Here is an 18,997-nt window from a genome sequence, read left to right as displayed (position 1 = left end):
CCGTCAGTTCCCTTGCCAGACGCCTTGCTCCTTAAGGGAGTCGGCGACTTCCTTGGGCATATAGGTCTCGTCATGTTTTGCAAGCACGCTGTCGGCCCGGAACACCGGATTGCCGGCCTCGAATATCCCCTCGACGACAACGCCCTGCCCTTCCCGGAAAAGATCCGGCAAAATGCCGTTATAGACGACCTCGACGGTGTTGGCGGTGTCGGTCACGCCGAAGCTCACCTCCGCGCCTTCACCCTGGCTCACCGATCCATCCACCACAAGACCGCCAAGCCTGATGCGCTGGTTCGGCGGGGCCGCGCCCTCCGCGATATCCGTCGGAGACTGGAAATAGGCGATCTGGCTGCTGAGCGCGAACATCACCAGCAACACGGCGACGCCGATCACGCAGAGGCCGCCTGCGATCAGGGATAGCCGTTTCTGTTTGCGCGTCATTGAACCCGTTCCTCCGGCTGCACGCCCGCTTCGATCGCCGCTTCCTGCAGTTCCCGCAATGCGTCTGTTTCGCCATCGAACGCCGCCAGCGCGCGCTCGAGCGCGCCTTCGGCCTCGCCCGAGCGTCCGAGCACCATGTAGGAGCGGATCAGCCGCTTCCAACCCTGCAGGTCGTCGGGTTCGTCGCGCAACCGCGCATCCAGCGAAGCGACCATGCCTTCGATCATCTGCCCGCGTTCCTCGTCGGTCATCTCTTCGGCCGCTGCTACGTCTTCCCGCGTTGGCCCGGGCTGGGTCTGCTCGGGAGCCACGCCGTCTTGGAGTTCGGCCAGTTGCCGCCGCACGGCGGGCAGCCAGGCGGCGTCGGCTGGCGCATTGTCCAGCATTGCGCGAAACGCCGTCGCCGCTTCCTCCCTGCGCCCCTCCTGGGCCAGACCCAGCGCAAGAAAATAGGCCGAAAGGGGCTCGTCCGGGGCAAATTTCTGAACTTCGCCGAAAGCCGCCTGGGCTTCCGCGGTCACGATGCCGCCGGACTTCGCAAACAGCGCCTGTCCGAGGCCAACCTGCCGCTGCGCCGACGATCCGAGCAGCCGGATGGCGTTCGCATAGGCGATTTCGGCGTCGGCGATGCGGCCGCTTTCAAGATAAATCGGCGCCAGCACGTCCCAGCCGCGGCCGTCGTCGGGATTGCTCGACAGATAGTCCTCGGCGCGCTTGATCAACATGGCGAGATCGGCGTTTTCGGGCACGGCCTGCATGCGCGCGGACAAGGGAAGCGCCGGCATGCCCGGACTGCCGAACGACAAATATCCGCCGATGGCGATCAACGGCAAGGCGATGACAACCACCCATGCGGTGATGCGCGCCGCGCCGCCGCCTGCTTTCCTCGTCGCGTCCGCGCCGCGCGAAGCCTTGATCAGCCGTCGACCCACCTCGGCACGGGCGTATTCCGCCTCTTCGGCCGATATCAGGCCCGATTCGATATCCCGGTCGATTTCGGACAACTGGTCGCGATAGACCTCTGCGTCGAAATCACGATCCGCGACGCCGCGCGTTTCCCGCCGCATGACGGGAGCAAGCACGGCGATTGCGACAGCAACCGTCATCAGTGCGGCGAATATCCAGAACAGCATCTTGGTTACATAGGGTCCCGTTCATTGCGAAAACAGCGCTTGCGGCGCGGTGGACCGGTGGGCGGTTTCTCAGCTTACGTTCTCGTCAGCAAGCCGATAACCTAGAATGACTCCAATGAAAAATGCAAAATTGTCGCTGCCCGGGGGGAATGCGGTCGCCAGGACCGCCATTCAGGCGCGTTTACGATACGCCAGGCGTCAGCCCAGCGGCGCCCAGTTGCCGTTCTCGTCACGGCAGGCGGCGCCCCGCGAGGCGGTGCTTGCGCCGTTCTGATTGACGGTGTGATGCAACTGCCGGCAGTGCTGCGAGCCAACGATATAGCTCTGCCCGGCGTAGACTTCGCCGCCGACGCCGTCTTTCTTGCCCTGCCAGGTAATAACCTTTCCGGCCGAATCGAGTTCAAGCGCGCGATATTCCGCCTCAAGCGCCCGCGCCCTGTCGGCCCGGCTCAAGGTGGCGGAGACCTGCGGATCGATGATCCCGCCCTGGAACGCGGCGAGCGCCGCGTTGTCCGAGTTGCCCTGCGGCCAGAAGGCAATGGGCGCACTCGCCTCGTTCCCGGATGCGGCGCATCCGGAAAGGAAGACCATACTGGCGAATACAAGCGGCAATGGCTTCATTGGTAAGGGCCTTCGCATCGACTGACCGGTAAGAGTTGCTCTTTAGACCATCAATGTGGCCGTGTTTTGATCGCGTTCACCGAACCGCAACCGGAAGCGACAGACGGGCGCGCAATCCGCCAAGCGCGCTGCGCTCCAGCTTGAACGCTCCCTTGTATTCGCCGGCGATCTCGGTGACGATCGACAGGCCAAGACCCGTTCCGGGCTTGCTCTCGTCCAGTCGCTTGCCGCGTTTCAGGGCCTCCTCGAGTTGGTCGTCCGGCATGCCGGGTCCGTTGTCGTCGATGAGTATATCCATCAGCGACCTCTGACCAGAGCCGCTCATGACCTTCTCGAGCGCTTCTACTGTAATCGAAACCTTGCCGTTAGCCCATTTCGCGGCGTTTTCCAGCAAATTGCCGAGAATCTCTTCGACATCGTGCTGTTCCATTGCGAGTTGCGGCGCGCCCTCCGGCAGCGCAAGATCGAACTCGGTCTCCGGATTGAGCCGGCGCATGACCCGGGTCAGCCGCTCCAGAACCTCGGCGGTGTCTGTGCGCACGAGCAGAGAGTTCTGCTGCGCGGCGATGCGCGCCCTGTCGAGATAGTGCTGGACCTGCTGCTGCATCGCCCGCGCCTGTTCGCTCACCAGCGTCGCCTGTTCCGGCTTCATCCCGCGGGTTTCATTGAGCAGCACGGCGATAGGCGTTTTAAGGGAATGCGCCAGATTGCCGACCTGCATGCGCGCCCGTTCGACGATCCGCTTGTTGTTGTCGATGAGCGCATTGACCTCCGCCGTCAGCGGCGCAATCTCGCGCGGAAACAGGCCGGTCAGCGTCTCCGTCTTGCCCGTTCGGATGTCCTCCAGCGCGCGCTTGACTGCGTCGAGCGGTCGCAGCCCGTACAGGATAGCAAAACCGTTGACGAAGACGCTGAGCACGCCGAACAGCCCGAGATAGAGATAGAGACGATGCGAAAAGGCGGCGACGTCGCCATCCACCGCGGCCTGGCTTCCCGTTACCCGGAATCGGGCGATCGTATCGCCTTCCAGCACGATTTCGGTTTCGGCCACGACGATTTCGTGTCCGTTGCTATCTATCGTCGGGTAGAATCGTTCGTATCGCGCGTTGAACGGGATCTCGCCCGCGGACGGCACGTCGATCCGCAGCGTGCCCATGGATGGAGACGTCAGACGGTCCGTGTCGTCGCCGTCGACGAGATCAGCGATCCAGTAGAGGCCGCTGTCGGGTTGCGAAAACCCGAGATCGCCCAGTTGCACCTCGCCGCCGAGTTGTCCGTCCGCGCCGACCGATACCGAATTGATGAGATTGTAGAGGCGCGCCAGCAGGACTTCGCGAAAGGCGCGCTCGGCGTTGTTGCGATAGAGCGTCGATATCAGCACGGCGATCACCACCAGGGCGATCACGGCCCAGACGGTCGCGATCGTCAGTACCCGGGCGGTGAGCGACTGCGCCTTGGCGTTATTGTCCGCCATCGGCGGGTGCCTGGATCCGATAACCGAGACCGCGGATCGTCTCGATCATGTCGATGCCGATCTTCTTGCGCAGACGTCCGACAAACACCTCGATGGTGTTGGAATCCCTGTCGAAATCCTGGTCGTAGAGATGTTCCACCAGTTCCGTGCGCGACACCACTTTGCCGATATGGTGCAGCAGATAGGCGAGCAGACGGAATTCGTGGGAGGTCAGTTTCAACGTCCTGCCGTCAACGGTCACCTTTGCGCCGCGCGTGTCGAGACGCAGCGGACCGCAGGCGATTTCGGACGACGCGAGGCCGGCGGCGCGGCGAATCAGCGCCCTCAGTCGCGCCAAAACCTCCTCCACATGGAAGGGTTTTGCGACGTAATCGTCGGCGCCCGCGTCGATGCCGGCGACCTTGTCGCTCCAGCGGTCGCGCGCCGTCAGCATCAGCACCGGCATTGTCCGGTCGTTCTCGCGCCACTCCTCCAGAACGGTGATCCCGTCCTTTTCCGGCAGGCCGATATCGAGAATCACCGCGTCATAGGGCTCGGTGTCGCCAAGAAAATGCCCCTCGTCGCCGTCAAAGGCCTTGTCGACGACGTAACCCGCCTCTTCCAGGGCCTCGCACAGCTGCCGGTTCAGATCCCTGTCATCCTCTACTACCAGTATCCGCATGATTTCTCTTTCGTTGAAACGACCGTCACGCCCCCTCAGGGCCTGACTGTTATGGTCTTCTTGGTGCGGCGTTTGCCGCTCTGATCGCTTGCTAGCACCGTCACCCGGCAGACCACCTGGTTGCCGTTCTTGGCCGTCTGCACCGACAGCAACTGCCCGCCGGTCTGGGCGACCACGCGCGAGGCCGCGCGCGAGCAATCGGCGCGGTTCTGGGCAAGCGCCTGTCCTGTCATGGCGGAAGCGGCGAACATCGCCGCAATCGCAAAAATCACCCGTCTGTAATGTCTCATCATTGCCTTGCTCGTCTGGCCGGGCTCGTGGCCGCGACCTGAAACCTGTTCTGGTGTACTATAAGCGGGCCGGTTGCGTCCAAGATTTTCCTGAACGTCCCGCTGTGTTGCTCCCTGTCTACGCGATACTGGCTGAACTCGACATGAATGGCCCTGACAGATACATCCTGCCCGAAAATGTGTATTATGATACGACTTGCGATCAAGGGTCGCAGGCGGGCGGCCCGATGTTCCGGTCAAATCGGTTCCAAAGGCGCACAGCCTTCATCATCGTGTCACGGAAATGTTTTTGTTGAACTGAAATTATCGCTGTTTACCCCACCATCCGTATCAGGAGCCTTTGATGCTGAAATCTTCGTTCGTCCTCGACCGTCGCCATGTCCTGAAGGGCCTTCTCGCCGCAAGCGCCGCGGCGGCCGCTCCCGGTTTCGCTCTCGCCAACACGCAAGCAGACGCCGTGCTTTTCACGATCGCCGACCTGCATGCGCCTTACCCGCGCCTGCCCGCCCTGCTTGAGCAATTGAAGACGTTGCGCGACGACGCCGGCGTTCCCTCGGCCGTTCTCATCAACGGCGACATTTTCGAGCGCGGCAACGTTGTCTGCACACGCTCGGGAGGCCTCGCCGAATGGGCGTTTCTATCGGCGCTCGCCGCCGAGATGCCGGTGGTGGTCAACCTCGGCAACCACGAAGTCGCGATTTATGACGACATGTCGACCTTTGTCGCCAATGCAGATCAGGCCGGCGTCAGCGTCATCTCGAACCTTCTCGACAAACGCACCGGCCGCTTCTTCGCGCCGGTGTCCGATCGTCTGGGCCTCGGCGGCGTCGACATTTCGTTGCTCGGGCTAGCCGCGACCAATCCCTTTGTTTACCGCGAGCCAGCGCGCGACACGCTGACATTCCTCGACACCGCGCAATTCGTGGCCGACGCACTGCCGGACGCCGGCGCCGACGCTGACCTCAAGGTCATCATGAGCCACGCCGGCGTCAGCGCCGACAAGACCTTCATCGACGCCCTGCCGGAGGGCTCCGTCATCCAGGGCGCGCATGATCACCTTGATTTCGCGATGAACCACAAGGGCGTCCCCTATTTCCACGGCGCAAGTTGGGGAACCCAAATCGGCGTTCTGGAGCTGTTCAAGGGCGCCGACGGCGTGAAAACCAAGTATCACAGCGAGGCGGTCGAGCCAGTTGCCGGCGACGCGGCGCTCTCGGACGTGGTGGCGGCCCAGATGGCAGAGCATCTCGCCGACGAGGACAAGGAAATCATCGCCGACATTCCGCAGAGTTTCGACGTCCACAACTCGATCCTGCAGGCTACTGAGGCAATGCGCCAGGCGACCGAGGCGGATATCGCCATGATCGGCCACACGACCTTCGGCGCGCCCTTGTCGCAGGGCCCACTCAGTCGCTTCGATTTCAACGCTTTCGTACGGTTTGGCGGCGGCCTGCAGGTCGCGGAGGTCAGCGGAGAACAGCTTCTGCCCATGCTCGCGCGCGCCAACCAGTTCGCCGCGAAGGATCTTGAAGGCCGCACGGGCGACTATGTACACGTCGCCGATCACGACATCGACCCGTCGGGCAATTACCGTCTCGCCGTCAACGCCTGGACCGCCATGAACCAGAAAGCCTATCTCGGAACCGAGGATATCGCGTTCCAGAATGTCGAGGGACTGGAGTTGAAAGCCGTCATCGCGGATCACCTGGCCAAGACGTTCGGTTAGGCCCTTTAGTCCTCGTCAACGTCCTCGAACGGCCAATCGACGATGAAATCTTCGAAGTCTTCAACGTCCAGGCCCTCTTCCGAAACGGTTCGTCCACGCACCGAAACGCCGGCTGCGTGGACGCTGTCGGGATCGCCGGAGACAAGCGGATGCCACCAATAGAGATCGCGGCCCTCAGCGACCAGCCGATAGCCGCAAGTCGGCGGCAGCCAACTTAGCTGCCGAACGGTCTGCGGCGTCAGGCCAATGCAGTCCGACACCTCGGACTGGCGATCTTCGTAATTGCTGCAGCGGCAGCTGTTCTGGTCGAGCAGCCTGCAGGCGATATTCGTCCAGGCGATTTCGCCGGTGTCCCAGTCTTCAAGCTTGTTGAGACAGCAGCGACCACAGCCGTCGCAGAGGCTTTCCCATTGCCTCTGGTCCATGTCTTCAAGTCGGGTTGTCTTCCAGAATGGTTCACTCAACATAGATTTGTCCTGTTTATACTTCTGCAGGAGTTAATAAATACAATGTGAGAAACCCCATGTTCTTTTCAAACGGGACATGCAATAGACTGGCCGGATTATGGCTTGAAAAACAAGCCTGCCGGAGGCTTCAAACGGGACAAGCAGGGTGCAGGATCCTTTTAACGGCGCCGACAGACCGCGTTCCAGCAGAAAACTGCTGCTGCGCATCGATTCCTGGATCGATTCCACGCTCTGGTCGGCCGGGGTCTGGCTTCTGTCGTTTTGGGAAAGATCCAATATCTTCTTCATGCGCTTTCGCATGCGCGGTTTCAAGAGGGCCGTATTCGAAGTCCTCGGCGAAGCGATGACGCTTGGCACAGCCGGCGCGGTGGTCATGCTGGCGCTCGCGCTCCCGGCATTCGAATACACTCACGGAAACTGGGCCGAACAGGACGATTTCGCCGTGACGTTCCTCGATCGCTACGGCGCCGAAATCGGCCGCCGGGGCATCATACACGAGGATTCCGTGCCTATCGAGGAACTGCCGGACCACGTCATCAACGCGGTTCTGGCGACCGAAGACCGCCGCTTCTTCTACCATTACGGCATCGACGCCATGGGTCTGGCGCGCGCGATGACCGAAAACGTAAAGGCAAATTCGGTCGTCCAGGGCGGTTCGACGATCACGCAGCAGCTTGCCAAGAACCTGTTTCTGACCAACGAGCGCACGCTCACGCGCAAGGTCAACGAGGCGTTTCTCGCGATCTGGCTGGAAGCCAATCTGCCGAAAAAGGAAATTCTGCGGCTCTATCTAGACCGCGCCTATATGGGCGGCGGCACGTTCGGCATCGCGGCCGCGTCGCGCTACTATTTCGGCAAGGATGTTACCGAAGTCACGCTCGCTGAAGCGGCCATGCTCGCCGGCCTCTTCAAGGCTCCTGCCCGCTACGCCCCGCACATCAATCTGCCGGCGGCCCGCGCCCGCGCCAACGAAGTGCTGACCAATATGGTTCAGGGCCGGTTCCTCACCGAGGGCCAGGTCATCGGCGCCCGCCGCAACCCCGCCAACGTCGTCGACCGCGACAGCGCCGACACGCCGGACTATTTCCTCGACTGGTCTTTCGAGGAGGTCAAGAAGATCGCCGGGCGGATGGACCAGCATTCGCTGATCGTGCGCACTACCTTCGATCCCAATCTGCAGCGATCCGCCGAAGAAGCGCTGGAATCCGGTCTCAGACGCTACGGCAAGCGCTACCGCGTCAACCAGGGCGCCATCGTGATGATCGAGAATGGCGGGGCGGTTCGCGCCATGGTCGGCGGACGCGATTACGGCGAAAGCCAGTTCAATCGCGCGACCAATGCGTTGCGGCAGCCGGGATCCTCCTTCAAGGTCTATGTCTACGCGACGGCGATGGAAAATGGCTTCACGCCGGAATCGCGCATCAGCGACGCGCCGATTACCTGGAACGGCTGGTCACCGCGTAACTACGGACGCGGCTATTCCGGCCGCGTCGATATAACCAGAGCGCTGGTCAAATCCGTCAATACGATACCGGTCCGCCTCGCCCGCGATCATCTCGGCACCCCGGCGATCGCCGAAACGGCGCAGCGCCTCGGCGTGGAATCGCCCGTGCGGACCGACAAGACCATGCCGCTCGGCACGTCGGAGGTCACCGTGCTGGACCAGGCCACGGCCTACGCGGTGTTTCCCGCCGGCGGTATTTCGTCGGACCGGCACGGCATTACCCAGATCATCAATTACGACGGCGAGGTTCTGTATGATCACGCGGTCGACGCGCCGCCGCGCAAGCGGGTGCTTTCCGTCGAGGCGACGCGGTCGATGAACTCCATCCTGGTGCAGATTCCCGAATGGGGAACGGGTCGCCGGGCGAAGCTCGACAATATCCGAACCGCCGGCAAGACCGGAACGACGCAAGCCTATCGCGATGGCTGGTTTATTGGCTTTACCGGCAATTTCACAACCGCCGTTTGGTTTGGAAACGACGATTTTACCACCACAAACCGGATGACCGGGGGGTCGCTGCCGGCCATGACGTTCAAGCAGGTCATGACCTACGCCCATCAGGGCATAGAATTGCGTCCGATCCCCTATATAGACGATCCGCTTCCCGACGGCGCGGCGGCGCCGGCGACTGTGGCCGGCTCCGGTCTTGAAGGCGAGAACGGCGATATCATCGAGCGGCCGCGCTTCATGTCCAGGGAAACGACCGATATTCTGCGCGCACTCGTCGAGGATTTCGAGAATGCCCCGCAACTGACCGTCGAACCCCAGCGCTCCGCTGAAGTGAGACGCTGACGAGCGATGTTTCGCGTACCCCTGTCGATAGCCATCGTGCTCGTCATCGCCTTTGCCGGCGCGACGTTCAGCGCCGTCTACGCGCTCAAGGCGTCGGTCGGCTTCGGATCCATCGAAATCGGCGCATGGAAAGCCTGGCCGGTGGCGCACACCAAAAACGCCGACCCTTACGCCAAGGCGCATAGGGCGCGGGCAGGCAAGGTCCTGCTCGCCGGCGCCGAGGGGCTTGTCTTCGTCGCAGACAATGATGATTCGGGGCAGCGCCTGCGTGGAAACTGCAGCTACCTCATTGGCGGTAAAACACCGCCCGCCCGCTTCTGGAGCCTGCACATGACCGACGCGGAAGACCGGCTCTACGCCGTCGACGGTCCCTTCCCCTACGCCTTCCATTCGCATGAAGTCACCCGCGACGACGACGGCCTGTTCACCATCGTCCTCGACCGGTCTCCTTCGGCCGGCAACTGGATGGCGATCGACGGCACGCCGCGGCATTTCCGACTGATCCTCACCCTATTCGACACGCCGACGGCGGGCAGCACGCGGCTGGAAGAACTGGAAATGCCAAAGATCGAACGTCTGGGCTGCGACGATGCTTAGGGCGCTGTTCCTGCTGCTCGCAGGGCTGGTCGGGGCGGCGCTGCTGCACATCGTCATCATCATGGCGATCCCGCGCTACGCAGACCGCAACGCCTGGAAGCAGATCGAAGCCCTGGGGCCGACGAACTTCTTCCACGTCCTCCCCCCGGGCCGCGAAAGCCTGCTGTCCTACAGCAACCCCTTCGTCCGCAGCGCCATCTGCCGTTTCGATATCGCAGACCAACCGGTGCGCGTAAGTTCCGAAAGCGAAAGCCCCTACTGGTCGCTGGCCATCTTCAATTCCGCATCGGACGAGATCTACAGCATGAACGACCGCAGCAGCAGTGACCGTGGGCTCGACGTGGTCATCGCGACGCCGCGCCAGATGACCCGCTATCGCAAGAACCTGCCGGGTATTCTGTCGGAGGCCGTGCTGATCGAATACCCCGGCAATGAAGGCTATCTTGCCCTGCGCACGGTCTCGCCCGATCCAAGCTGGGAGGAAATTTCCAGACAGTTTCTGGCCGACGCCGACTGCAGCCCGGTGCCCGAGAGCTGATCGCAGCGTCGAGGCGGGTTCCGCTGCTCCAGAGCGCCGACGCATTTCCTCGATTCAGCGTGAAAGAGAGAACATAGTTAATAGTTTTATAAAGGTTTTTCTCTAATTTGCAGCATCGATAGTACTGCGTATTGGGTGTTGTGTTGGATCGTTTTCGCGACCTTGAGAGAGCCGGCGTTTCGGGCAAGAAGGACTCTGCCCTGCTTGCCGCCGTGGCTGGTTACGAGGCCGTCCAGCGTCCGGCGGATCGCGAGAAGGCGCAATTTACCAAGCTCTTCGTGGCGCTGTTCGAATTCGCGTCCGATGAGGCCAGACGCACCGCCTCCGCCGCGCTCAGCCGCCTTCCGGATACGCCACACGACGTCGCAATGGCCATCGTTCGCGCTCCCCTCGAAATCTCCGCCCCGTTTCTCGCATTTGGCCTTTCGCTTCAGGACGACGTGCTCGTCGAGCTTACCGCCACGCTGGAGCTTTCCAAAGTCAGGGCGATCGCCCGCCGGTCCTTCCTGTCCGCTTCTGTCGAAGACGCCTTGCGCAGCCGCTTCAGGCAGGAGGCCGCGCCATCGGCTACCGAGGAGCGGGTCCGAACGGAACTCAAGGCGCTGGTCAGCCGACCGTTGCGCGCAAGCGAACTCGCACTGCCCGAACCGACCGCTGCTCCGGTCGCCGTCGACGCCCTCGTCGAAGCCGCGGCGCTGGGCGATCGCGCGCGTTTTTCGAACACGCTCGCCGATCGGCTTCAATCAACGGCGGCGCTGGCCGAGCGGATCCTGATGGATGCCTCCGGGCGGCAACTCGCGATGACCCTGCAGGCGCTGGGACTGGGCGACGCGCAGACCGTCGCAACGCTTGAATCCGTGTTTCCGCATCTGCAGACTGTCCTGGACGACCAAAGCCAGGCTGCGCTTCTCCTCGCGGATTGCGACCCCGAAATCAGCCGCCGGAAAGTCACCGCCTGGCGGAACGCCAATCCTCCGCTTCGGGACAACCGCGCCCGGCACGCCCGCCAGGTCATGGAGACGGGCGACCGCTCTGTGCCGACGGCGGAGCGTCGTCATGCAGCGCCGGCGAGCGGAACCGCTCCGGCAGCGGACAAGTCCTTCAGTCGGGCATGATTTCCAGATAATTTTCCGGCCGTTCGGTCTCCAGTTCCACGATCCAGAGGTCGGAATCGAACCGGGCCTCGCGTTCAAGCAGCGCGTCGACATCGTCGTTGGCGACAGAAGACAGGCGTCGCTCGAACACGCGGTCCTGTGGCTTTTTCTCGTCAAAAATCGCCTGCGGCGCCGGCGCAAGCAGCGTCGCCGTGCCGTCCCGATGGCGAACGCGAATGAACACCGCGCCCGCCTCGCCTGCGCCGCGTCGCTCGATGACAGCGTAATCGCCGTCGCCGAACAGCCGCCGGACAAGCGCGCTGGTCCACACTGCGGTTGTCAGACGCATTAGAGCGCCCCGATTTCCCTGAGCTTCATGAGGACGATTTCATCCGGAGCGCCGGTGACCGGCAGATTGTAGTGTTTCTGGAAATCGCGGATCGCCTTCGTCGTTTCCTGGCCGGCGACGCCGTCGATCTCGATATCGGCGTAGGCGAGTTTGCTGAGCCCGGTCTGGATATTCTTGACCAGATCGGAAGACGCGGCCGGAACGGGCGCCGGATCAAGTGTGGCGCGGGCAACCTGGCCAGTCTTCTCGCCTGTCGCCTCGATGGTCTCCTCAATGGTCGTCGCGCGTGGCTTGACCGCCGGCGTTGCGTTCGTTGCGATTTGCGCCGCCGGCTTCGGGCGCGGCGTTGCGACAGTCGTCAGGCTGCGTATGCGCGCATGCACCAGCAACTCGTCGGACACCTTGCCGGTGGCGTCCAGGCTCGCCAATTTCTGGTAGGCCATGATGGCGTGCCTGGTTTGCGGCCCTAAAATACCGTCGGGTTCGCCCTCATAAAGGCCGAGACGACCGAGCGCCGTCTGCATCTCGGAAATCGGATTGTCGAGTTGCGGGCGCGGCGTCGGAATGCTTGCGGTGCGCACCGGGTCCTGCTGTTCGATGCGATAGGTCGCAACCTTGCGGACGGGAACGGGAATATCGTCGCTGTTCGCGACCAGTTTCTGAACCGGCGGCTTGCGCGTGTCGAAAAACGGCGCGGGATGTTCGCCCGGCTGGAACTGGGTCGCATTGATGGTCACGAAGCCAAACGCGACGGCAAACGCCACGGTTCCCGCCGCCAGAGACGGATACCGGGTAATCGTCTCTCCGATCGATCCGGCCATCCGTCTGATGAAACCGGCTTCGCTCATTCGTCTATCAGGCCGATTTCGCGTGGCCATAACGCATCTCCCCTGATTCTTCCTCGTTATCCGCCGAATCCGGCGCCAGGTCCGGCCAACCACCATGTCGGACTCCGTCCCGTCCGGTCAAGGGACCGGCGTTCGGCAGATCGACAGTGACGGTCGCGCCCTGCGCCGCGTCGCTTTCGACGCTGAAACGCCCTTCATGGGCTAACGCCAGGCCCTTCACCAGGTAAAGGCCGAGGCCGATTCCCTCGTTCCGGCGATGATTCTGGCGCCGAACCTGAAAGAAAGGATTACCAATCATCGGCAAATCCGTATCCGATATGCCGAAGCCGGTGTCGCTGACCCTGATAACGGTCCGGTCTTCCCGGCTCTCGACATCCAGCGTGACCGCGCCGCCGGTTGGCGTGTATTTGACCGCGTTCGACAGGAGATTCATCACGATCTGCTCCATCGCGCGCTTTGAGGCGGTCAGCCCGTCGTGACCACGCGCAACCCGTGCGGTCAGAACGATCTGCTTGTCCTGCGCCGCCGGTCGCATCATCGCCTCGCATGCGCCAACCACTTCGCGCATGTCGACGAGCTCGCATTGGGCTGCATAGCCGCCGCGGTGAAGACGCACAGCGTCCTGCACGTCGTCGAGCACAGCCTTCAGACGCTCTCCCGATCGCGTGACGCGTTTGGCGTAATCGGCGTCGCTTGCGTCGCGGCGCACGTCGCCCAGCACTGCGTTCAGCGGAGTCTTCAGTTCGTCAGACAGGTTTGCGAGGAAACGGATCCGGGCGTCCTCCTCGCCTTCAGCCTCAATCGGCGCCTGCTCCAGTCTCGTATGGCTCTCGAAGCCCGTCATTGCCCCGGTCGCGTCACGCCGGGCGGTCAGTTCAATCATCACGCGCATGAGTTCGTGCGACGCATCCGCTTTTCGAAGCCGCACGACGACAGAAGCCGTTCCGTCGGCCACGCGCAGGCGGTCGACCGCCTGTAGGAAAGTGATCCGGTCAGAGACATGAACGTGGTCGATGAAGCGGCTTCCCTTCAACTCGCCAACCGCCTTTTCGACGCCGTCCAAATCCGCCCCGCGCGTATCGAGGAAGCGCCCCGCCGCATCATGCACACCGACCAGACCAGGCAGGCGTCTGTTCATGACCTTTCGCGGCTCGGCATGCTGCTCGTCGCCCGCATCGGCCTTCGCCGCAACAATTCGCACGCCCCTGACACCAAGCGCGCGCAACGCGACGTAGAGAGCGAGAACCGTAAGGGCGAAAACAAGGACATAGCCATTGCCGGGACCGTAGGGTCCGCTCCGGGGCGCAACCAGGTCCAGACTTGCAGCGGCGATGATCGTTGCGGCCATGGCGAGCACGGACGCCGTCGCAGTTGAACGCGCCGGCCGCACATCCATTGCGGCCAGAGGCAACGCAACGGCCCAGAACAGAAACGGCGAAAACACGCCGCCAGTCAGCGCCGCGAGCACGGCGACGGCGCCGCCGCACCACACAAGGGCCGCCATTGCGCCGGCGATGCTCCTGCCTGTTTGCAAAACGAATCCAAGGATGAGCGCGGCGCCGGCCGCCGTCACCATCAGACCGGCGGCGATCATGTCGCCAAGAGGCAGCATCAGCAGCGCTATCGGCAACACAGGCAGGCTCGCCAGCATCACGCACAACAGGCACAGGCTAAGACGCCGCCGAAAATCCCGATCGTGGTCCTTGCCGCCCGGAAAGTCTGACCAACCGAAAACTGCTCGCAATAGACGCTCGAAACCGGATCGCAATACAGGCATACGCTCTACGTGTGACTCGAAAACACTCGAATTCAGCCCAGAATGACACGGCGTGATTAAGGAATGGATAAGGTAAACACTTAAAGTTTGATCGAATTAACAAGACCTGAAAGGGATTGTTCATGAATCGCTGCCAGAGCGGGAAGGATCGCGAAACTAGTGTGGTGGATTTGAAGTTCCTTACAATGTAGCAGCTGTCTCACACAGGAACTTCAAGTCCGTAAACCACACCAGAATCATTATCTTGATAGTGCCCTTTTCGAATCTGAAGTTCGAATAAGGCGTGCTGCAGGATGTAACGAACTTCAGATTCGAGGCACTAGCCGGACAATTCATGCGTTTTTTGATCAAACTGGCGTTCTGGTTCTCCCTCTGTCTGATGATGATTGCGGAAGACAGGGGTGGTCTGCAATTTTTCGCCAATCCGGCGCCGATTGACGGCGAAGCCATCGAATATGTCCTCAAGGCCCGGGAACTGGCCGGGAACATAACCGCGTTTTGCGCGGAAAACCCCTCGGCTTGCCCCGATATCGCCGAGCTTTCGGCGATCGAGCTTCCCGAATTCGGCGATGATGAAGACAGCGTCGCAGCGCTGATACGCGAAGCGCAGACCAAGGGCGATTGAAGCAGCGGAAAATAATGTTATCTACGGGTCAAAGAACGGTTTCCGCCTGCCAAACAGGGATATGACATGATCGCCTACGAGAAGCTTGTCGAGGACTTCGAATTCCTGGAAGACTGGGAAGACAAGTATCGGTATGTCATCGAAATCGGCAGGGACCTCGAAGACATGCCCGATTCGGACAAGACCGACGAGAACAAGGTTCAGGGTTGCGTAAGCCAGGTCTGGCTCACTTACGATGTCGACAAATCCGACCCGGAAGATCCCGTCATCCGGTTCAAGGGCGATTCGGACGCCCATATCGTGCGCGGTCTCGTCGCCATCATGTTGTCGGCCTATTCCGGCAAACGCGCTTCCGAGATCGTCAAGCTTGACGAGAACGAGATATTCTTGCGGCTCGGCCTTATCGAGAATCTGACGCCGCAGCGCGCCAACGGGTTGCGCGCCATGGTCAAGCGCATCAAGCAGGAAGCAGCCAAAGTCGCCGCCTGACACCCCCGCCATCGCGGCAGGGTTCAATATCACTTGTCGCTGAGTATTGTGTTCGCCGCCTTGCCGTTGCGGAATCAAAAAAGCACGCCACCCGAATAAGGACGACGTGCTTTGAATCGGCCCGAAAATTTCGGGCGGGACCAGAAAGGGTGGCTTTACTTGCCGCCCTTGCGTTTCTGGCCAAGTCCCATTTCCTTGGCGAGACGGGACCGCGCTTCGGCATAAGCCGGAGCGACCATGGGATAGTCAGCCGGCAGTCCCCATTTCTCGCGATACTCATCCGGAGTCAGGCTGTAATAGGTCATCAAGTGGCGTTTCAGCGACTTGAACTTCATGCCGTCCTCAAGACAAATGATATAATCGTTCTGTACGGACTTCCGGACAGGAACGGCAGGTTTCGGCCGTTCCGTCGTCGGGTTCTCGCCAGAAGCTGTCGACCCCAACGCCGAATGTACGTTAGCGATAAGCCCAGGGAGATCACTCGTTTGCACTACGTTATTGCTCACATACGCTGCCACTACTTCAGCGGTGAGCTCTACCAGGAAATCATCCTTGGTATTCGTTACTACCTCATCCATTTCTTCGCGCCTCAAATATTTTAGTTAAGATTGATACCAAAACCCCATCATTTTCTGGCAGTTTTCACCTTCCGATAACTTCGAAAGGATTCCTACGATCAGTCACCCGTGGGGCTGATACCATTTGCCTGACAGGATTCAAACTACTAAATCTAGTAAAGTGGCTTTTTTTTGTCGATATTACATGGATACTCAACTTGAACTACACATTTTCAATATTAAGAGCTAATTTAGCATTACAAAATGTAACAATACACCACAACGGAACTATTACTCCGAATTACCTTCATTCATTTTCATCTCATCTGCCACCGACAAGTCGCTCATCCTGTATCCGACAGCGTAGGATGCTTTTGCAAGCAAATGAGCCGAGATTGGGGCCGTAAGCAGGAAGAATATGACGCCGGCGATCGATCGCGACAACGTTCCAAAATCATCTGAATAGATGCCGAGAGCGATCAAAACTACGCCCGATCCCAAAGTACCAGCCTTTGAAGCCGCGTGCATGCGCGTATAGACATCCGGAAACCTGACCAGTCCGAGCGCTGCGATCAGGGAAAACGCGGCCCCGATGATAATCATCAAGGCGACAAGCACAGTAAAAAACGCCTCCACTAGTGATTCTCCTTTACTGCCGGCTGTTCTGCTGCGCCTTTACTTTCCCTCAAACTGTCGCGTTCGAGAATGAACCGCGCAAAGGCTACCGTCGCCAGGAACCCGACCAGGCCGAGGGCAATGGCGATGTCGACAAACAGCGTATATCCGGTCTTTATGCCGATTACGGCGATGAAGCCGATGGCGACGGCGACAAGCATGTCGAGCGCAAGGACCCTGTCGGGCAGCGTCGGACCCATGATCACGCGCGCCACCGTCAGGAAAAGCGAGACGCACAACAGACCGAGGGCGATGAGAACCGCTAAATCGAGAAACTGTTCGGCGCCGCTCATTGGAACGCCTCCTTGATCTTCCGCTCGAAACCGTTGGCGATGTCGCGACGGTTTGCCTCGGGATCCGAGCAGTCGATCGCGTGCACGTAGAGGATCTTCTTGTCGTCTGAGACATCGACGGAAAGCGTGCCGGGCGTCAGTGTGATCATGTTGGCGAGCAGGGTGATCTCGATATCGCGCTCGAGGTTCAGATGATAGGCGAATATCCCCGGCTTGACGTCCATATTCGGCTTCAGCACGGTGATCGCCACCTTCACGGCCGACAGCACCAGTTCATAGAGAAAAAGCAGCGTCAGGCTGAGTATCTTCATTGCGCGCGAGAAATATCCGACCGACCCCACCTGCCCGCGGATCAGCGAGAGCGCGAAAATGCCAAGAAGGAATCCGAACGCAAGATTCTGGAAACTGTAGCCGCCGGTAATAGCGGCCCAGGTCAGGGCAAGCAGAACATTGACCAGGAACAAGCTCATTCAGCGCCTCCTGCCGGAAATACTGATTCTATATAGGCGGCCGGATGAATCAACTGCGAGGCCGCCGTCTGCGACATCTCCAGGAAAGGCTCGGGATAAACGCCGAGCAGCACCGCCAGAGCCGTGAGAAGCGCAACCGGCAGATAATCCACCGCGGGCTTCAGACGAACCGGGACGGCCTCACTTTCGTCAGCCTCCCTCCGCGCCCGCCAGTAGACCAGGATCCACACCCGCCCGGCCGCGATGGTGGTCAGAAAGCCCGTCAGCAGGATTGCGCCAGCCATCCACCATTCCCCGACGTCAAGCGACGCCTTGACGAGAACCGCCTTCGGCCAGAAACCGGAGAACGGCGGCAATCCCGACACCGCGAACAGCAGCATCAGCGTCAATGCGGCCAGCGGCAGATGCGAGCGATAGATGTCGGCCGGTTCGGCGAGAGAAAATCCGCCGGCGATACGCGCCGTCAGGCCGCAGACGAGATAGAGCGCCGTCATCACGATCATCGAGTGGACGGCGTAGAATATGGTTCCGGAAAGCCCCGTCATGCTGGCGAGCGCGATGCCGGCCAGCATCACGCCGATGCCGGAAATAACGAGATAGCCGAGCAAACGGCGATAGTCCGTCTGCGCCAGCGCTCCCAGCGCGCCAAACACCATGGTGAGCGCCGCGACGATGGCGATGACCAGGCCAAGCATGTCGCGTTCGGCGGGAAACAGCATGATCAGCACTCGGAGCAGCGCATAGACGCCGACCTTCGTCAAAAGCCCGGCGAACAGCGCCGACACGACGATCCGCGGCGTGTGATACGAGGCAGGCAGCCAGAAATTCACCGGAAAGGCCGCGGCCTTCATGCCGAAGGCCATGAAATACATCGCGGTCAAGGTCAGCAGCGGCGCGGTTTCGCTCATCTCGGGCGCCTTGCGCATGATATCGGCCATATTGAGCGTGCCGAAAACGCCGTAGAGATAGCCGGTCGCAATGAGGAACAGCGTCGTGGCGACCAGATTGAGGAAGGCGTATTTGGTGGCGCCGTCGATTTGCCGCGGCTCCGAGCCCAGAATAAGCAGCCCGAAGGACGAAATCAGCAGCACTTCGAACCAGACATAGAGGTTGAAGATATCGCCAGTCAGAAACGCGCCGATGACGCCGGCCATCATCAGGAACAGGAATGGATAGAAGCCATAGCGCCGCCCGCTATTGTCCACGTCGTCCGCGCCGAAGATCCCCGCCGCCAGCGCAATGATCGACGCCACGAATGTCAGTAAAGCGCCAAGTATGTCGACGGTGAAGGATATGCCGAAGGGCGGCAGCCAACGCCCCATCGTCATCGTCACCGTGCCGTTGACAAGTACATGCGCCAATAGCGCGCCGCAGACGACGACAAGCAGCGAGAGCCCGACGACGGAAGCTCCGGCCTGAATCCAGGTCGACTTTCGCAGCATCATCAAAATCGCGCCGGCCGCCATGCACAACGCGACAGGCGCCACCACCAGCCAGTCGGCCAGATGAACCGGGGCGGTTAACATGGCTGCGGAAAGATCAACCGGGTTTGTATCGGGCGACGCCATAAGGTGCT

The 18,997-nt window shown here is 60.9% G+C and carries 22 protein-coding genes; 7 read left to right on the top strand and 15 right to left on the bottom strand.

The genetic code is table 11. The annotated features are described in order from the left end of the window. Positions 1-3: 3 nt before the first annotated feature. The 6 genes from ccmE to AAFN47_RS23740 all read right to left on the bottom strand — a co-directional run bounded on the left by ccmE (position 4) and on the right by AAFN47_RS23740 (position 4,623). Positions 4-441, bottom strand: a complete 438-nt coding sequence (ccmE, locus tag AAFN47_RS23765) for a cytochrome c maturation protein CcmE (protein ID WP_499811759.1) — start codon at positions 439-441, stop codon at positions 4-6. Beyond that, positions 438-1,574: a c-type cytochrome biogenesis protein CcmI gene (gene ccmI / locus AAFN47_RS23760; protein ID WP_499811758.1), complete on the bottom strand. Its 1,137-nt coding sequence runs from the start codon at positions 1,572-1,574 to the stop codon at positions 438-440. Before ccmI ends, ccmE begins: the two co-directional genes overlap by 4 nt. Positions 1,575-1,772: 198 nt before the next feature. Then, positions 1,773-2,195, bottom strand: a complete 423-nt coding sequence (locus tag AAFN47_RS23755; RefSeq protein ID WP_499811757.1) for an RT0821/Lpp0805 family surface protein — start codon at positions 2,193-2,195, stop codon at positions 1,773-1,775. Between the two features lie 76 nt (positions 2,196-2,271). Beyond that, on the bottom strand, positions 2,272-3,669 hold the full coding sequence (locus AAFN47_RS23750) for an ATP-binding protein (RefSeq protein WP_499811756.1): 1,398 nt from the start codon (positions 3,667-3,669) through the stop codon (positions 2,272-2,274). Continuing rightward, positions 3,656-4,330, bottom strand: coding sequence for a response regulator transcription factor (locus AAFN47_RS23745; RefSeq protein ID WP_499811755.1), 675 nt, complete (start codon positions 4,328-4,330; stop codon positions 3,656-3,658). The genes AAFN47_RS23750 and AAFN47_RS23745 overlap by 14 nt, the downstream gene beginning before the upstream one ends. Positions 4,331-4,365: 35 nt before the next feature. Continuing rightward, positions 4,366-4,623: a hypothetical protein gene (locus AAFN47_RS23740; protein WP_499811754.1), complete on the bottom strand. Its 258-nt coding sequence runs from the start codon at positions 4,621-4,623 to the stop codon at positions 4,366-4,368. Positions 4,624-4,963: 340 nt separating this feature from the next. Between AAFN47_RS23740 and AAFN47_RS23735 the strand changes: the two genes are divergently transcribed. After that, a complete protein-coding gene (locus AAFN47_RS23735; RefSeq protein WP_499811753.1) occupies positions 4,964-6,346 on the top strand; it encodes a metallophosphoesterase in 1,383 nt (460 codons plus the stop codon). A 5-nt stretch (positions 6,347-6,351) separates the two neighbouring features. Here the strand turns inward: AAFN47_RS23735 and AAFN47_RS23730 are convergent, their stop codons facing one another. After that, complete coding sequence (locus AAFN47_RS23730) at positions 6,352-6,813, bottom strand: YcgN family cysteine cluster protein (protein ID WP_499811752.1); 462 nt, start codon at positions 6,811-6,813, stop codon at positions 6,352-6,354. 145 nt (positions 6,814-6,958) lie between these two features. On the opposite strand from AAFN47_RS23730, the gene AAFN47_RS23725 reads away from it, so the two are divergent. The 4 genes from AAFN47_RS23725 (at position 6,959) to AAFN47_RS23710 (ending at position 11,359) form a co-directional block, all read left to right on the top strand. Beyond that, positions 6,959-9,109 carry a transglycosylase domain-containing protein gene (locus AAFN47_RS23725; protein ID WP_499811751.1) on the top strand — a complete coding sequence of 717 codons (2,151 nt, stop codon included), beginning with the start codon at positions 6,959-6,961 and terminating at the stop codon, positions 9,107-9,109. 6 nt (positions 9,110-9,115) lie between these two features. Continuing rightward, on the top strand, positions 9,116-9,706 hold the full coding sequence (locus AAFN47_RS23720; protein WP_499811750.1) for a DUF1214 domain-containing protein: 591 nt from the start codon (positions 9,116-9,118) through the stop codon (positions 9,704-9,706). Beyond that, entirely contained in the window at positions 9,699-10,244 is a 546-nt protein-coding gene (locus AAFN47_RS23715) for a DUF1254 domain-containing protein (RefSeq protein WP_499811749.1), read from the top strand. The genes AAFN47_RS23720 and AAFN47_RS23715 overlap by 8 nt, the downstream gene beginning before the upstream one ends. Positions 10,245-10,387: 143 nt before the next feature. After that, on the top strand, positions 10,388-11,359 hold the full coding sequence (locus AAFN47_RS23710; RefSeq protein WP_499811748.1) for a hypothetical protein: 972 nt from the start codon (positions 10,388-10,390) through the stop codon (positions 11,357-11,359). Here AAFN47_RS23710 and AAFN47_RS23705 read toward each other — a convergent pair. From AAFN47_RS23705 to AAFN47_RS23695, 3 genes are read right to left on the bottom strand one after another with little or no spacing between them, the layout of a single operon-like run. Beyond that, the gene (locus AAFN47_RS23705) at positions 11,346-11,687 is read right to left on the bottom strand and encodes a DUF1491 family protein (protein WP_499811747.1); all 342 of its coding nucleotides are present in this window, start codon (positions 11,685-11,687) and stop codon (positions 11,346-11,348) included. The two genes, AAFN47_RS23710 and AAFN47_RS23705, sit on opposite strands and share 14 nt — an antisense overlap. Then, positions 11,687-12,535 carry a peptidoglycan-binding domain-containing protein gene (locus tag AAFN47_RS23700; RefSeq protein WP_499811746.1) on the bottom strand — a complete coding sequence of 283 codons (849 nt, stop codon included), beginning with the start codon at positions 12,533-12,535 and terminating at the stop codon, positions 11,687-11,689. The genes AAFN47_RS23705 and AAFN47_RS23700 overlap by 1 nt, the downstream gene beginning before the upstream one ends. A 7-nt stretch (positions 12,536-12,542) precedes the next feature. Next, entirely contained in the window at positions 12,543-14,312 is a 1,770-nt protein-coding gene (locus AAFN47_RS23695; RefSeq protein ID WP_499811745.1) for an ATP-binding protein, read from the bottom strand. A 334-nt stretch (positions 14,313-14,646) separates the two neighbouring features. Between AAFN47_RS23695 and AAFN47_RS23690 the strand changes: the two genes are divergently transcribed. Continuing rightward, a complete protein-coding gene (locus AAFN47_RS23690; RefSeq protein WP_499811744.1) occupies positions 14,647-14,937 on the top strand; it encodes a hypothetical protein in 291 nt (96 codons plus the stop codon). Positions 14,938-15,003: 66 nt separating this feature from the next. Beyond that, the gene (locus AAFN47_RS23685) at positions 15,004-15,426 is read left to right on the top strand and encodes a SufE family protein (protein ID WP_499811743.1); all 423 of its coding nucleotides are present in this window, start codon (positions 15,004-15,006) and stop codon (positions 15,424-15,426) included. A 155-nt stretch (positions 15,427-15,581) separates the two neighbouring features. Here the strand turns inward: AAFN47_RS23685 and AAFN47_RS23680 are convergent, their stop codons facing one another. The 5 genes from AAFN47_RS23680 to AAFN47_RS23660 all read right to left on the bottom strand — a co-directional run bounded on the left by AAFN47_RS23680 (position 15,582) and on the right by AAFN47_RS23660 (position 18,989). Further along, positions 15,582-16,004: a Ros/MucR family transcriptional regulator gene (locus tag AAFN47_RS23680; RefSeq protein WP_220230166.1), complete on the bottom strand. Its 423-nt coding sequence runs from the start codon at positions 16,002-16,004 to the stop codon at positions 15,582-15,584. Positions 16,005-16,274: 270 nt separating this feature from the next. Continuing rightward, positions 16,275-16,619, bottom strand: a complete 345-nt coding sequence (gene mnhG, locus AAFN47_RS23675) for a monovalent cation/H(+) antiporter subunit G (RefSeq protein WP_499811742.1) — start codon at positions 16,617-16,619, stop codon at positions 16,275-16,277. After that, the gene (locus AAFN47_RS23670; RefSeq protein WP_499811741.1) at positions 16,619-16,951 is read right to left on the bottom strand and encodes a cation:proton antiporter; all 333 of its coding nucleotides are present in this window, start codon (positions 16,949-16,951) and stop codon (positions 16,619-16,621) included. Before AAFN47_RS23670 ends, mnhG begins: the two co-directional genes overlap by 1 nt. Further along, positions 16,948-17,421 carry a Na+/H+ antiporter subunit E gene (locus tag AAFN47_RS23665; RefSeq protein WP_499811740.1) on the bottom strand — a complete coding sequence of 158 codons (474 nt, stop codon included), beginning with the start codon at positions 17,419-17,421 and terminating at the stop codon, positions 16,948-16,950. Before AAFN47_RS23665 ends, AAFN47_RS23670 begins: the two co-directional genes overlap by 4 nt. Beyond that, positions 17,418-18,989 (bottom strand): Na+/H+ antiporter subunit D, encoded by a 1,572-nt coding sequence (locus tag AAFN47_RS23660; protein ID WP_499811739.1) that lies wholly within the window; start codon positions 18,987-18,989, stop codon positions 17,418-17,420. Before AAFN47_RS23660 ends, AAFN47_RS23665 begins: the two co-directional genes overlap by 4 nt. Positions 18,990-18,997 lie beyond the last annotated feature (8 nt).

The organism is Hoeflea sp. CAU 1731 (assembly GCF_039888615.1).
In the GTDB taxonomy this organism is placed as follows: Bacteria; Pseudomonadota; Alphaproteobacteria; order Rhizobiales; family Rhizobiaceae; genus Flavimaribacter.
The sequence above is the reverse complement of the archived record's forward strand: the minus strand, read 5'-3'. Positions and strand labels throughout refer to the sequence as shown.

Bases quoted from the DNA above. Each gene is read 5' to 3' on its own strand.
- AAFN47_RS23745 (WP_499811755.1), bottom strand. From the start codon at position 4,330: ATGCGGATACTGGTAGTAGAGGATGACAGGGATCTGAACCGGCAGCTG.
- ccmE (WP_499811759.1), bottom strand. From the start codon at position 441: ATGACGCGCAAACAGAAACGGCTATCCCTGATCGCAGGCGGCCTCTGC.
- AAFN47_RS23665 (WP_499811740.1), bottom strand. From the start codon at position 17,421: ATGAGCTTGTTCCTGGTCAATGTTCTGCTTGCCCTGACCTGGGCCGCT.
- AAFN47_RS23690 (WP_499811744.1), top strand. From the start codon at position 14,647: ATGCGTTTTTTGATCAAACTGGCGTTCTGGTTCTCCCTCTGTCTGATG.
- AAFN47_RS23735 (WP_499811753.1), top strand. From the start codon at position 4,964: ATGCTGAAATCTTCGTTCGTCCTCGACCGTCGCCATGTCCTGAAGGGC.
- AAFN47_RS23750 (WP_499811756.1), bottom strand. From the start codon at position 3,669: ATGGCGGACAATAACGCCAAGGCGCAGTCGCTCACCGCCCGGGTACTG.
- AAFN47_RS23700 (WP_499811746.1), bottom strand. From the start codon at position 12,535: ATGAGCGAAGCCGGTTTCATCAGACGGATGGCCGGATCGATCGGAGAG.
- AAFN47_RS23705 (WP_499811747.1), bottom strand. From the start codon at position 11,687: ATGCGTCTGACAACCGCAGTGTGGACCAGCGCGCTTGTCCGGCGGCTG.
- AAFN47_RS23695 (WP_499811745.1), bottom strand. From the start codon at position 14,312: ATGCCTGTATTGCGATCCGGTTTCGAGCGTCTATTGCGAGCAGTTTTC.
- AAFN47_RS23730 (WP_499811752.1), bottom strand. From the start codon at position 6,813: ATGTTGAGTGAACCATTCTGGAAGACAACCCGACTTGAAGACATGGAC.
- ccmI (WP_499811758.1), bottom strand. From the start codon at position 1,574: ATGCTGTTCTGGATATTCGCCGCACTGATGACGGTTGCTGTCGCAATC.
- AAFN47_RS23755 (WP_499811757.1), bottom strand. From the start codon at position 2,195: ATGAAGCCATTGCCGCTTGTATTCGCCAGTATGGTCTTCCTTTCCGGA.
- AAFN47_RS23670 (WP_499811741.1), bottom strand. From the start codon at position 16,951: ATGAGCGGCGCCGAACAGTTTCTCGATTTAGCGGTTCTCATCGCCCTC.
- AAFN47_RS23680 (WP_220230166.1), bottom strand. From the start codon at position 16,004: ATGGATGAGGTAGTAACGAATACCAAGGATGATTTCCTGGTAGAGCTC.
- AAFN47_RS23685 (WP_499811743.1), top strand. From the start codon at position 15,004: ATGATCGCCTACGAGAAGCTTGTCGAGGACTTCGAATTCCTGGAAGAC.
- AAFN47_RS23740 (WP_499811754.1), bottom strand. From the start codon at position 4,623: ATGATGAGACATTACAGACGGGTGATTTTTGCGATTGCGGCGATGTTC.
- AAFN47_RS23720 (WP_499811750.1), top strand. From the start codon at position 9,116: ATGTTTCGCGTACCCCTGTCGATAGCCATCGTGCTCGTCATCGCCTTT.
- AAFN47_RS23715 (WP_499811749.1), top strand. From the start codon at position 9,699: ATGCTTAGGGCGCTGTTCCTGCTGCTCGCAGGGCTGGTCGGGGCGGCG.
- AAFN47_RS23660 (WP_499811739.1), bottom strand. From the start codon at position 18,989: ATGGCGTCGCCCGATACAAACCCGGTTGATCTTTCCGCAGCCATGTTA.